General features: G+C 52.9%; 14 protein-coding genes and 3 tRNA genes. 12 read left to right on the top strand and 5 right to left on the bottom strand.

The window, feature by feature from the left end:
* Positions 1-6 precede the first annotated feature (6 nt).
* Positions 7-249 (bottom strand): hypothetical protein, encoded by a 243-nt coding sequence (locus AYJ59_RS01290; protein WP_081836923.1) that lies wholly within the window; start codon positions 247-249, stop codon positions 7-9.
* Between the two features lie 133 nt (positions 250-382).
* Between AYJ59_RS01290 and AYJ59_RS01285 the strand changes: the two genes are divergently transcribed.
* The 5 genes from AYJ59_RS01285 to AYJ59_RS01265 all read left to right on the top strand — a co-directional run bounded on the left by AYJ59_RS01285 (position 383) and on the right by AYJ59_RS01265 (position 1680).
* A complete protein-coding gene (locus AYJ59_RS01285) occupies positions 383-586 on the top strand; it encodes a helix-turn-helix domain-containing protein (RefSeq protein WP_127119105.1) in 204 nt (67 codons plus the stop codon).
* Between the two features lie 186 nt (positions 587-772).
* Positions 773-848, top strand: a tRNA-Phe gene (locus AYJ59_RS01280).
* 7 nt (positions 849-855) lie between these two features.
* Positions 856-939: transfer RNA gene (locus AYJ59_RS01275), tRNA-Leu, on the top strand.
* Positions 940-1069: 130 nt separating this feature from the next.
* Positions 1070-1156: transfer RNA gene (locus AYJ59_RS01270), tRNA-Leu, on the top strand.
* Between the two features lie 173 nt (positions 1157-1329).
* Complete coding sequence (locus tag AYJ59_RS01265) at positions 1330-1680, top strand: hypothetical protein (RefSeq protein WP_127119104.1); 351 nt, start codon at positions 1330-1332, stop codon at positions 1678-1680.
* A gap of 7 nt (positions 1681-1687) precedes the next feature.
* Here the strand turns inward: AYJ59_RS01265 and AYJ59_RS01260 are convergent, their stop codons facing one another.
* From AYJ59_RS01260 to AYJ59_RS01250, 3 genes are read right to left on the bottom strand one after another with little or no spacing between them, the layout of a single operon-like run.
* Entirely contained in the window at positions 1688-2989 is a 1302-nt protein-coding gene (locus tag AYJ59_RS01260) for an MFS transporter (RefSeq protein WP_127119103.1), read from the bottom strand.
* Positions 2986-3423, bottom strand: a complete 438-nt coding sequence (locus AYJ59_RS01255) for a nuclear transport factor 2 family protein (protein WP_127119102.1) — start codon at positions 3421-3423, stop codon at positions 2986-2988. Before AYJ59_RS01255 ends, AYJ59_RS01260 begins: the two co-directional genes overlap by 4 nt.
* A complete protein-coding gene (locus AYJ59_RS01250) occupies positions 3416-4183 on the bottom strand; it encodes an SDR family NAD(P)-dependent oxidoreductase (RefSeq protein ID WP_127119101.1) in 768 nt (255 codons plus the stop codon). The genes AYJ59_RS01255 and AYJ59_RS01250 overlap by 8 nt, the downstream gene beginning before the upstream one ends.
* A gap of 140 nt (positions 4184-4323) precedes the next feature.
* On the opposite strand from AYJ59_RS01250, the gene AYJ59_RS01245 reads away from it, so the two are divergent.
* Genes AYJ59_RS01245 through AYJ59_RS01215 form a run of 7 tightly spaced genes read left to right on the top strand, consistent with a single transcriptional unit; the run spans position 4324 to position 11076 of the window.
* Complete coding sequence (locus AYJ59_RS01245) at positions 4324-5664, top strand: NAD(P)/FAD-dependent oxidoreductase (RefSeq protein WP_127119100.1); 1341 nt, start codon at positions 4324-4326, stop codon at positions 5662-5664.
* The gene (locus tag AYJ59_RS01240) at positions 5657-6454 is read left to right on the top strand and encodes a DUF1365 domain-containing protein (protein WP_127119099.1); all 798 of its coding nucleotides are present in this window, start codon (positions 5657-5659) and stop codon (positions 6452-6454) included. The genes AYJ59_RS01245 and AYJ59_RS01240 overlap by 8 nt, the downstream gene beginning before the upstream one ends.
* Entirely contained in the window at positions 6442-7680 is a 1239-nt protein-coding gene (locus AYJ59_RS01235) for an SAM-dependent methyltransferase (protein WP_127119098.1), read from the top strand. Before AYJ59_RS01240 ends, AYJ59_RS01235 begins: the two co-directional genes overlap by 13 nt.
* Entirely contained in the window at positions 7674-8222 is a 549-nt protein-coding gene (locus AYJ59_RS01230; protein ID WP_127119097.1) for a DUF3833 domain-containing protein, read from the top strand. Before AYJ59_RS01235 ends, AYJ59_RS01230 begins: the two co-directional genes overlap by 7 nt.
* A complete protein-coding gene (locus tag AYJ59_RS01225) occupies positions 8219-8737 on the top strand; it encodes a chalcone isomerase family protein (RefSeq protein ID WP_164730715.1) in 519 nt (172 codons plus the stop codon). Before AYJ59_RS01230 ends, AYJ59_RS01225 begins: the two co-directional genes overlap by 4 nt.
* Before the next feature lie 7 nt (positions 8738-8744).
* Positions 8745-10196, top strand: coding sequence for a cryptochrome/photolyase family protein (locus tag AYJ59_RS01220; protein ID WP_127119095.1), 1452 nt, complete (start codon positions 8745-8747; stop codon positions 10194-10196).
* A 37-nt stretch (positions 10197-10233) separates the two neighbouring features.
* A complete protein-coding gene (locus tag AYJ59_RS01215) occupies positions 10234-11076 on the top strand; it encodes a MerR family transcriptional regulator (protein WP_051673462.1) in 843 nt (280 codons plus the stop codon).
* A gap of 26 nt (positions 11077-11102) precedes the next feature.
* Here the strand turns inward: AYJ59_RS01215 and AYJ59_RS01210 are convergent, their stop codons facing one another.
* Positions 11103-11555 carry a PAS domain-containing protein gene (locus AYJ59_RS01210; protein WP_127119094.1) on the bottom strand — a complete coding sequence of 151 codons (453 nt, stop codon included), beginning with the start codon at positions 11553-11555 and terminating at the stop codon, positions 11103-11105.
* Positions 11556-11757 lie beyond the last annotated feature (202 nt).

Raw genomic sequence — 11757 nt, 5'->3', positions numbered from 1 at the left:
CTTTAATTAATGGTGAGATAGTTGAACAACACCGGAGGATAGAGGAATAGCGTATGCTGATGTGCTAGAAGCTTGCCCCATGTCTTCTTCTATGTTTTCCCAAATGAACAGGATTTTGCGTTGACCGAATGGACGAATGTAATGACGGCCTTCGAGAAGAACGCTGTCTTTTAACTCATTACGGATGGTTCTTGCGTTGTACTTAATACGTTCTGCTAATTCATCGGTGGTTAGGTATGTATAGTTCATGGTATGATTACCTCTTGTTGCTAAATAGATAATAAATGCTCTACAGAAGACATAAACAATCTTCTGTAGAACATAATTTAGCATAGAAAAACATATTTGCAAGTCATTTTTATCTTCAGGAGAGCATTTTTTAATGATTAAGTGTCATTTGTCTCGATTAATGGGGGATAGGAAGCTCAAAATATCTGATGTTGCAGAGTCGACAGGTATAAATAGAGGGACTATTACTCGTTTATATAAAGAAACCGCTACAAGAGTTGATCTTGAAGTGATAAATAAATTATGTGAATTTTTTGATTGCCGTATTGAAGAGCTATTTGAATTTATAAAAGAATAGCCTTTTCTAGATTGGCTCAGGACGGTTGATTCAAGTTAAATTAGTCTTTTACTCTAATTTTTGTTTTGGAATAAAAATTTGGCACAAATTTGTCGCAGATTTGTCACAAGAGAATATTTTGAAGAATTTTAAAATAAGATTTGACAGCCTGAAACCCCCTCTCTATAATACGCCAAATCAAAATACGGCCACATAGCTCAGTCGGTAGAGCAAAGGATTGAAAATCCTTGTGTCCCTGGTTCGATTCCAGGTGTGGCCACCACATTTTTGCGAGCGTGGTGGAATTGGTAGACACGCCAGATTTAGGTTCTGGTGCCTTTGGTGTGAGAGTTCGAGTCTCTCCGCTCGCACCACCTTTAAAGCCCGAGTTTTCTCGGGCTTTTTCATTTCCGGCCCCGGAAAAACCTCTCCCCCCTATTCAATCATCTTTTCCCGCTTGACAAGCGCACAGCCATTGATAATAATGCGCCTTCCAAACATCATGCGGATGTGGCGGAATTGGTAGACGCGCAGGGTTCAGGTCTCTGTGGGATAAAACCCGTGGGAGTTCAAGTCTCCCCATCCGCACCATTATCCTCGAAGGCGATTCACCGCTTTCACCCTCTCTTTGACACTCACCATCCATTTTTTAGTCATTTTCTGCTATCCCCTGCCGATACATTTTGTGATAAAGTTAAATAACTCCCCCGAACCGCAAACCGGTTCATTGAAACCCCGAAAAACCTGTCACTGGGTATGCCGCTATGGGCAAACGAGAATTTAAAACCGAGCTGGATTACGAAATCATCGACTGGTTGCTCACCCTTCCGCTGGAGCAACGCCAGAAAGAATTGCAGCAATGCAATATGAATTCGCTCGCCCGTGCGATGGCCAAAAAATACCCACTGAACGATGCCAAAAAAATGGTGAAAGGCTTAAGCAAAACCATGGACGCCGAGTTCATTAAAGCCGTGCGGATTTATAAGGGAGACCTGCCAACCCCGACCAAAACCCACAGAAGAATCACAATCACCAAACCCCGTTATTGGCCGCCGATTTTAGCCAGCATTATTTTATTACTGCTGATTGTCTTTCTCGATCGACTGATGCCTTAAAACGGGTTTATGTCCACTGGCGCCCGAAACACAACACCCACCCAACCGCGAACAACTTCAGACACACCGGAATGACCCCGTACATCCACCACAAGGCCGTTATAGCCGATGTGGAACCCTGCTCCAATCCCAATAAATCCAGGAGCGGCAAGGCTATACCCAACGACAACGCGATGGCGAGTTTTGTCAGCAGGCCCCAGAACCCGAACAGGGTACCGGCCGCCTGAGCCGACTGTTTTTCCAAGCGGTGCACCAAATCGACTTGCAAGGAAGACGGCAAAGCCAAGTCAGCACCCAAACTCCAACCCGTCAACACACAGATGGCTAAATAAGCGTAAAAATCGCCGACCTCCACCCAAATCAAGCCGGTGAAACTGATGGCGGAAAACAACATGGAAAACGCCCAGGCCTGGTACTTTTCCACCTTGGTGGATAGCCAGAACCAAAAAGGCAACCCCAACACGCCGGACACGAAAAACACCGCCAGCAACACGCCTGCTTGCGCTTCCATCTGCAATGCATCGCTCACAAAGAACATGAACAGCGTCGCCGGGAAGGCATTGGCCAACCCATTGAAAAAATACGCCGGCATAATGCCAAAACTCCAGCGATGATGACGCCACAACGACCGGATTGACGTCACCCGAACCGAATCGGGGCGTTTCCGTTTCAAGGTCTCATGAAATCGCCCGGACTGAACAGCCAGCGCCACCAGCAGGGTCACCAGCAACACCCCGAACAACACCTCAAAGACCGGCTGAGACGTCGGCGTCTCCGACAGAATAACCGGCAGACTCAACGCCAACATCACCCCAACCAGACCGAAACCTTCACGAAAAGACGTCAAACGGGTCTTCACGTCAGGATCATGCGTCAATCGGGACACCACAGCTTGATACGGCACCGCAAGCCAGGTCCACCCCAGAAAAGCGACGAAACTCCAAACCACCAGATAGCCGAACGTATACTGCTGAAAAAGAGACGCTAAAGGAAAAAACAACGGCCAGGTGCCCACAATCAATAACACCGCACCGAATTGCGTTTGCCGCAAATAACCGAAACGCGACTCCCAACGGTCGGAATACAACCCGACCAAAGGATCGGTGACCATATCGGCGATTCGAGTCACGAAAAGCGCCAAACCGATGGCCGCCAAGCTCACGCCCCAGTTTTCATACCAGTAATTCGGCATGTAAAAATAAAACGGCAACCCCAACAACGCCAGCGGTAAGCCCATCAAGCCATAACCGACGTCCATCGACCAGGAAGCCCCGGTTTTCCGACCGACAGACAGAGTCTTAAACTTCATGTCGCGGGTCTCAATTTGCGGTTAATCCAACGGATAATGGCACCCAACACCGGCACTTTCTGATAAATATAAAGGCCGGTATCCCAATAATCGACGTGAGACAATACCCGACCCTGTGCATCAAACACCACTTTCGACGTGCCGTAGATTTTATGCCCTTGATACTGGCGGTCAAAAAACGTAAATTGCCATTCCAAAAACGCCGTATCGCTGCTCAAGGCACGCGTCAACACATCGAACTTCGGGTGATGTACGGTGTGAAACATGTGTTCGAAAATCGCTTCGATCGCCTCCCAACCATAAACCTGATTGAACGGGTCTTCAAAATAGGCCTGTTCGGCATAAAACGGCCCCAAATCGCTGGCCAGATTTTGAGGCGTCAAGGCTTCAAACGCCGCCGCATAAGCGTCCAAATCCGCTGTATGGTCACGCATGTTTCAACATTCTCCGGGTCAAGGCAAACACCCAACGCGAGGGCAGACACCGCAACAACTTCAACACCCACGTCAATTTTTTCGGAAAATGTAATTCAAAACCACGAGAGTCGCTCGCCAGCCAATCGGCGATGCGTTTCGCCGCCGCTTCCGGTGTCATCAGCCCCGGCATCTCAAAGGAATTCTTGGCCGTCAGACGGGTTTTCACAAAACCATGATTCACCACTTGCAGCCGAATGCCGACCTGTTGCAACTCCGGCTGAAGCGATTCCGCCAGATTGAAAAGAGCGGCCTTCGGCGCGGAGTAACCGCCACCATACGGCAACCCTACCTGACTGGCGATGCTCAGGTTCCACACCCAGCGCATCGGCGGTTTATCGTGGCGCAGCCACATATCGCGCACCGCCAGCTGCAACGCCACACAACCAAGGTAATTGACCTGCGTCATCGTCAGATAATCCGACCATTTGGCTTCCTGCCAGGGCGACGGCGTATAGGTTCCGGCATTGTAGAACCACACATCCACCTGCCCGAAAATCCGCCAGGCCTGGGCGGTTTTATCGGGCAAGGATTCCGGCACCGAAACATCCACATCCAAACAGGCCAACTGCCCGGGAAAGCGTGATTTCAATGCCGACAAATCGGCACTTTTCTCGGCATTCCGGGCCGATGCCACCACCTGATAACCTGCCTGCAACAGGCGTTCCGTGAGCTGCAAACCGATACCGGACGACGCCCCGACAATCCATATTACCGCCATAATCGCCTCCTTAATCCGATTGAATTTGTAAAAACATTCTTGAATGGCTTGCACACATTGTACAACTTATGTATAAATATATACAAGAAGTTATACAAAAGGCTTTTTAAAGCGATTTCTTGCTAAGAGGCACGAAGATTATGACAAACGGAACAACGCAAACCCCTCGAATCGCCGTCATCGGCAGCGGCATCAGCGGACTGGCCAGCGCCTGGATGCTCAGCCAGCAATACGACGTGACCTTATTGGAAAAAAACGATTACTTCGGCGGACACACTCATACGGTGTCGCTGGAGACGGCCGATTGCGGCCCGGTGGCCGTCGATACCGGTTTCATTGTGTATAACGAACCCAATTATCCGTTGCTGACCGACATGCTGGATTTCCTGAACATCGCCACCCAACCGACCGAGATGAGTTTTTCCGTGTCGATCAATCAGGGCGAAATCGAATATTCCGGCAACAACCTCAATACCTTGTTTGCCCAACGTCGCAACCTGTTTTCGCCCACCCACTGGCAAATGCTGACCGACATCATTCGTTTCAACCGACTGGGCAAGCAAACTCTGGCCGCCGACCCGGCTTACACGCCCGAGCAAACACTGGAAACCTTCCTGACGGACAACAGCTTCAGTGACCCGCTGATTCATCATTACCTGCTGCCGATGGCGGCGGCCATCTGGTCGTGCCCGACCCAAACCATGCTCAAATTCCCGGTACGCAGCTTTTTGCAGTTTTTTGAAAACCACGGTTTGCTGAACATCGAAAACCGGCCACAATGGCAGACCATCTGCGGCGGCAGTCACCAATACATCCACGCCATTTTCGACAGGGTGGTTTCAAGCGGCGCTCTCAACGCCCACACCAACGCCCAAGTCGAAGCCATCACCCGGCACGGAAACCATTACAGCATCCAAACCCCGCAAGGCGTGTACGAAGGTTTTGATCACCTGGTGTTCGCCAGCCACGCCGACGAAAGCTATGCCTTGATACCGAACACGCTGCAAGCCGAATTCCAAGCCTTAAGCGCTTTCCAATATCAAAAAAACATCGCTTACCTGCACAGTGACCGCGCACTCATGCCGAAACGCCGCATGACCTGGGCCGCCTGGAATTACCTGCGCAACACCGATGTGGCCGAAAACCGCGTCGCCGTCACCTACTGGATGAACAAATTGCAATCCCTGCCCACCCAGCAGGATGTGTTTGTCACCCTCAACCCGACGCAAATACCCGAACCGCACTTGACCCAGGCCATCTTCGAATACGATCATCCGGTGTTCGACCAGGCCGCCATGGCCGCACAAGACGCGTTGGCACAATTACAAGGCCGCCACAACCTGTGGTTTGCCGGCGCTTACACCGGCTACGGTTTCCACGAAGACGGACTGCGCAGCGCCGTCAACATTGCCAAAGCCTTCGGCGTGACTCCGCCCTGGCAAACGACTTCGGGTGAACCGAAAGAGGTGCGCCATGCCTAGCGCCCTCTACGACGGCCAAGTCATGCACCAACGCTTTGGCGATGTGCCGTATCGTTTCAAATACCGGGTATTGGGCCTCAAAATCGACATTGACCGTTTCGAAGAGGAAGTGCGGCCACTGCGCTGGCTCTCACTGAACCGCTTCAACCTGATTCAAGTCAACACCGCGGATTTCGGGGCACGAAACGGCCAGGCCTGGCGGGAATGGATAAATGAACTGTTAAAGCAATACGCCATCGAAACACCACCGAACAGAGTCGAACTGGTCTGCATCCCACGGGTACTGGGAATGGCTTTCAACCCCTTGGCGGTCTGGTACGCCTTTGATGCCGACAACCGACTCATCGCCATCATCGGCGAAGTCAGCAACACCTTTGGGCAGTGGCATCATTACGTGCTCGCCAACCAGGGACAACCGCTGGATGAACAGGCACACACCATCCAAAGCTGTGCGGAAAAACGTTTTCACGTTTCGCCGTTTATCGGCATGAACAGCCATTACGAATTCCGCTTCGCCGCCCCGGGTGAACACTATCGACTCGGCATCAAACAATTCGAAGGCGGTACGCCCCGCCTGCTCGCCACCCAGTCCGGCAAACAACTGCCCTTGAAAGACAGCGTGTTACTGAAAGCCTTCCTGCGCTTTCCGTTCCACGCTCTGAAAGTGCTGGGACTGATTCACTGGTGGGCGCTGAAAATCTGGCTACGCGGCGGGAAATTTCACCGCACCCCGGAACACTTGAACGACATTCAACACAGCCACTCGGAGATGACGCTATGTTCAAAATAATCACTCATCCGCTCGAACAACTCCTGCCGAACTTTGTCTGGCAACGGCTGATTAAACGCCTGCCGTTCGACCGCATTCAATTCGGCAGCTTGACCATCCGTTACCGCAATGAAGCCTATCGCTTTGAAGGCACCGAAGACGGCGTCCACGCCGATCTGACCATCACCGCCATGTTGCGTTTTCTGTTTTTATTGAAAACCCAGGGCGAACTCGGCGTCACCCAGGCGTACGTCGAACACACCATCGACAGCCCGTCTCTGTACCACCTGATGACCTTCGCTCACCAGAACCGGCAAGCGCTGGCGCATCTGCTAAACGCCCAAAAGCCGCTCGGTTGGTGGCATCTGTGGCAACACCGCCGTCGGCATAATTCCCTGCAAAACAGTCGCCGCAACATCGCCTCCCACTACGACCTCGGCAACGATTTTTATCGCCTGTGGCTGGACTCGGGCGTGACCTATTCCAGCGGTATTTTCGAAAACGATTCGACGGATTTGCCCCAAAGCCAACGCCGCAAATACCAACGCATTTTCGAACAACTCGACCTGCAACCGGGCGAAACGATTCTGGAAATCGGTTGCGGCTGGGGCGGTTTTCTGGAAGCCGCGGCGCAACGCAATGTGCGAACCAAAGGCTTAACCCTGTCGACAGAGCAACGGCAATACGCGGAAGAACGCCTCGCCAAACAGGAACTCTCCGTCTTTGCCCAACCGGTGTTACAGGATTACCGTCACGAAACCGGGCAATACGACCACATCGTGAGCATTGAAATGTTCGAAGCCGTCGGTCGTGAGTATTGGGACACCTACTTCACGCAACTGCAGCAAAACCTTAAACCGGGCGGCAAGGCGGTGTTGCAAATCATCACCATCGACGAAGCCGTGGCGGAAGACTACCAAAACAGCGTCGATTTCATCCAGGCCTACATTTTCCCGGGCGGACTGCTTCCGAGCCTGACACAACTGAAACAGCTGGCGGTGCGTCACCATTTTGACTGGCTGGACGACTTCGCTTTCGGTCAGGATTACGCCACCACCCTGCAACACTGGCAAACCGAATTCAATAAACACACGCTCGCCCTCGAATCGCTCGGATACGACGTGCATTTCCGCCGATTGTGGCGTTATTACCTGGATTATTGTCGGGTTGGGTTTGAGCAGGAACACATTTCCGTCTACCAAATCACCTTACAAAAACAATCCCCACAGGAGGTGTGCGCATGTTGAAACGTATACTGTTGTGCCTCATGCCCTTAACCCTGACCGCTTGCAGTCACACACCGGTCAGCCAGTACGCATCGCTGGAACCCAAGTTCGACTTGTTTGAATACTTTGCCGGAAACACCCAGGCCTGGGGACAATTCCAGAACCGCAGCGGCGAACTGGTACGCCGTTTCACGGTGGACATTACCGGGACCGTGTCCCGAACCGAAGACGGTTTGCCGCAACTGATCCTCGACGAACGTTTCGTCTATGACGACGGGGAACGCCAAACCCGCATCTGGACCATCGTCGAAACCGCCCCAAACCAGTATCGCGGGCAAGCCGGTGACGTCATCGGGTTCGCCCGTGGGGAATCCGCCGGCCCGGCGCTGAACTGGCAATACACCCTTGATTTACCGTATCAGGACAGCACCCTCCACGTTCAGTTTGACGACTGGATGTACCTACAAGACGCCACCACGCTGATTAATCGGGCGGAAGTGACGAAATGGGGCTTCAAAGTCGGGGAAGTGACCTTGTTTTTCCGCAAAGGCGGCAGCGCATGAAACGCCTACTCGTGTTCGTTTTTAGCGGCCTCGGCTTATCCTCAGGCCTGGCGCAAACCGTTGCGCTCCAGCCGGTCGGCCAAGCCACCGGTTACTGGGCCGGGCTGATTCCGGTTTACGACGCCACCCTCTGGGCCCAGCCCGGCACCACGCAAACCGATCTTTTGTCCGACCAAACTCCATTGAAACTCGAACTGTGCTATCGCGTTGGCCTGACGGAAAAGGAATTCATCGAGGCCGCCGACCAAGCCCTGCCCAAACAACTTCCGGTCGCCCTGCGTCTGGCAACCGAACGCTTGCACCAGCACTATGAAGCCGTGCAACCGAAGGACTGTTATGAATTGGCGTATCAACCGGAAACCGGCGTACAATTACGTTTAAACAACGAACTGAAATACCAGGATCGCACGCAAGGCTTCAAAGCGGTTTATTTCGGCATCTGGCTGGGCGACAACCCCTTATCCGAAGCGGTCAAAGCCGACTTGACCGACGCCTTGCCAACAACATCCAATTGAGGCGCTTATGACGACATTGGTTTGGCTCCAACGCGAATTACGGCTTCAGCATCATCCGGCGCTGGAAACCGCTTTAAGCACCGCCGCCAAAAACGACGATGCGGTGATTGTCGCCTATTTTCACGACCCGAAACACACCGTCGGAGACGCCAACTCGGCCTGGCTGGCGGACAGCTTGCTCGACCTGAAACAACGTCTGGCCGCCCAAGGCGGTGCGCTGTGGTTAATTGAGGGCGACTTTGCCGAGCGCTTTCAAACCCTGCTCGACACTTATTCAATCAAACGGGTGCATTACACCTTTCAACTGGGCGAACCCTTTAAAACCCTGCAACAAACCGCGCTGACCATCTGCAAAGAACGGAACGTCACCTTAACGCCCTTCGAGACCGAAAACTGGTTACCTTACGAAACGGTTCGCAACCAATCCGGTCAGCCTTACAAAGTCTTCACCCCCTTTTACAACGCCCTGATGCAACGCATCGGTGACGTCGAGCCTTTCGACGAAACACCGTTGGACTTCCATACCACAGCACGCATTAACTGTCCGCCGGAACACGACCGCCTGCCACAACATTTGTCGGCGCTTCGCCATCAACCCTGGGCGGAAAAGGTGCTCAAACACTGGCGCATCGGCGAAGCCCAGGCCTGGCAAAAAGTGGATGATTTCGTTGAAAACCGTTTGTCACATTATGCCCATGACCGCGATTTCCCGGCCTTGGCCGCCACCAGCGAACTCTCCCCGCACCTGCATTTCGGCGAACTCCATAGCCGGGCGGTTTTACTGAGCTTATCACCGCTCAACCCTGACACCCCCACTGCGGCGGCGGGCTGGATTCGCCAGTTGGCGTGGCGCGAATTCGCTCGCGCCATCCTGTGGCATTTTCCCGACACCGAAACCACACCGTTTCAACCCAAATTCCAAGGCTTTTTCACCCCGTTATCGGAACAGGATGAAGCACATCAAGATTTCTACCAGGCCTGGTGCCGCGGTGAAACCGGCGTGCCCATGATTGACGCCGGCATGAAACAACTTTGGGAAACCGGCTGGATGCACAACCGGGTGCGGATGCTGGTGGCTTCCTGGCTCACCAAAAACGCCGACATCGATTGGCGGGCCGGCGAACACTGGTTTCGCCACACGTTGGTGGATGCCGACCCGGCCAATAATGTGATGGGCTGGCAATGGGTGGCCGGTTGCGGCGTGGATGCCGCGCCCTATTACCGGTTGTTCAACCCGGTTCGTCAAAGCGAGAAATTCGATGCCGACGGTCGCTACCTCAGACAGTGGTTACCGGCCTTGAAAAATTGGCCTAGCAAACGGATACACGCGCCCTGGATCAGCGGCGCACAACCCGATCTATGGTCGGAGACACCCGAACCCATCGTGGATCTGGAGGCCAGCCGTCAACGTCATCTGGAAAAGGTTCAGGCGCTGAAACAACGGCGCCTGCAAGATTGAATTGACGCTTGTATAGGTTTTGCATAAGATACGATCTATGAATACGAAGACATCCGACGCCCGCCTCGTTCCCATCCGGGAAGTGGCCAAAATCACCGGCTTGAACCCCATCACCCTGCGTGCCTGGGAAAGACGTTATGGTTTGATCGAACCAGTACGCACCGAATCCGGCCACCGTCTTTACACTCCCGAACACATCGAAATGTTGCAGGAAGCCATCAAGCTCACCGAGCAGGGCATTCCCATCAGCCAAATCAAAGCGCTGCTTCCGGAGCCTAAAGCGTCCTTACCGGACCAGAACGGTGACATTGCAACGCAATTGAAGACCACGGCACAGCAGCAGGATTTGGACAGCCTCAATGCACTACTCGACACCTTGCTGGCGGATTTTCCGGACGATTTTTGGCGGGAAGCGCTGGTCAACACCCATCTGATGCTGCGTGACGAGGAAACGGCCATAGTGGTTTTCTGGGAAAGTGCCGTGCTACCAAGATTGTATTCCCGCCTGTATTTGACGCAACGCCATCGCAGACGGCGAAGCGGCACATCGATTTGGGTTCAGAATCTGGCACCGCAGGATGCGGTATTGAAAGCGCTCATCGCGCTGCAACTGGAACAGGCCGGGCGACGCCCGTTATTGTGCTCTTGGACGTTGCATCCGGATGCGCAAGCCGCGACGCAGCTCGAAGCCAACCGTTGCGCCGACATCGCTGTCATCACGGGCGCCAGCGATGCCGATTGGCAAAATGCCCAGGCCTGGCAAAAATGGGCGGAAGCCCACCCCGGCCTGAGCGTACAAATGTTCATGCCTTCCGGTTCAAAAGCGCCGAACGAAACGGCCGATTTCAGCGTCAGCTACCTCGGCACAAGCACGCATTAATCGGTTCCGCTTACTTCCGATTCCACTTACTTTGCCGAAAGCTGCGCTTCCAATTCAGCGATGCGCGCTTCCGCGGCCTCCAGTGACTGCTTCAACTCGACGATTTCGGTCACATCCTTCTGAATGCCAATGTAATAGGTCAAGCCATCGGTCTTGTCATAAAACGGCGTGACGCTCAACTCGTTCCAAAACGGCGTGCCGTCCTTACGGTAATTTTTCAGAATGGTACGCACCGGCGCACTCTCGTCAATCGCTTGGCGGATTTGTTGCACCGGCACTTGTTCGGTGTCGTCGCCTTGCAAGAATCGGCAATCCTGATAGAGGATTTCATCCGACGTGTACCCCGTCAATTTTTCAAACGCCGGGTTCACATAAATCAACACCGTGTCCTGGTCTTCCTTTTCCGCGATGACGATTCCGTCCTGAGCATTTTCAACCAACTCTAAAAGCGTTTCGTAACGCAGCTTCGCATCTTTCATTCCATCACCGTTTATCCGAGATCACTGACGCCATTCTACCCAAAAACCGTCACCGCCGACACCACTGCGAAATTTTTTACACTTGACTTGCTTCCCAAAACCCTTAGCCTTTCAAACGATAGGTTTATTTCAAGAGACCTTTGTATGAGTGAGGCGCGTTAGGAAAATGAGAGAAAATTTCACAGGTTTTAGTGAAAAAACA

Source organism: Thiomicrospira sp. S5 (assembly GCF_003991075.1).
GTDB lineage: Bacteria > Pseudomonadota > Gammaproteobacteria > Thiomicrospirales > Thiomicrospiraceae > Hydrogenovibrio > Hydrogenovibrio thermophilus.
This window is presented reverse-complemented; position numbering and strand designations above follow the sequence as displayed.

Bases quoted from the DNA above. Each gene is read 5' to 3' on its own strand.
- AYJ59_RS01290 (WP_081836923.1), bottom strand. From the start codon at position 249: ATGAACTATACATACCTAACCACCGATGAATTAGCAGAACGTATTAAG.
- AYJ59_RS01285 (WP_127119105.1), top strand. From the start codon at position 383: ATGATTAAGTGTCATTTGTCTCGATTAATGGGGGATAGGAAGCTCAAA.
- AYJ59_RS01265 (WP_127119104.1), top strand. From the start codon at position 1,330: ATGGGCAAACGAGAATTTAAAACCGAGCTGGATTACGAAATCATCGAC.
- AYJ59_RS01260 (WP_127119103.1), bottom strand. From the start codon at position 2,989: ATGAAGTTTAAGACTCTGTCTGTCGGTCGGAAAACCGGGGCTTCCTGG.
- AYJ59_RS01255 (WP_127119102.1), bottom strand. From the start codon at position 3,423: ATGCGTGACCATACAGCGGATTTGGACGCTTATGCGGCGGCGTTTGAA.
- AYJ59_RS01250 (WP_127119101.1), bottom strand. From the start codon at position 4,183: ATGGCGGTAATATGGATTGTCGGGGCGTCGTCCGGTATCGGTTTGCAG.
- AYJ59_RS01245 (WP_127119100.1), top strand. From the start codon at position 4,324: ATGACAAACGGAACAACGCAAACCCCTCGAATCGCCGTCATCGGCAGC.
- AYJ59_RS01240 (WP_127119099.1), top strand. From the start codon at position 5,657: ATGCCTAGCGCCCTCTACGACGGCCAAGTCATGCACCAACGCTTTGGC.
- AYJ59_RS01235 (WP_127119098.1), top strand. From the start codon at position 6,442: ATGTTCAAAATAATCACTCATCCGCTCGAACAACTCCTGCCGAACTTT.
- AYJ59_RS01230 (WP_127119097.1), top strand. From the start codon at position 7,674: ATGTTGAAACGTATACTGTTGTGCCTCATGCCCTTAACCCTGACCGCT.
- AYJ59_RS01225 (WP_164730715.1), top strand. From the start codon at position 8,219: ATGAAACGCCTACTCGTGTTCGTTTTTAGCGGCCTCGGCTTATCCTCA.
- AYJ59_RS01220 (WP_127119095.1), top strand. From the start codon at position 8,745: ATGACGACATTGGTTTGGCTCCAACGCGAATTACGGCTTCAGCATCAT.
- AYJ59_RS01215 (WP_051673462.1), top strand. From the start codon at position 10,234: ATGAATACGAAGACATCCGACGCCCGCCTCGTTCCCATCCGGGAAGTG.
- AYJ59_RS01210 (WP_127119094.1), bottom strand. From the start codon at position 11,555: ATGAAAGATGCGAAGCTGCGTTACGAAACGCTTTTAGAGTTGGTTGAA.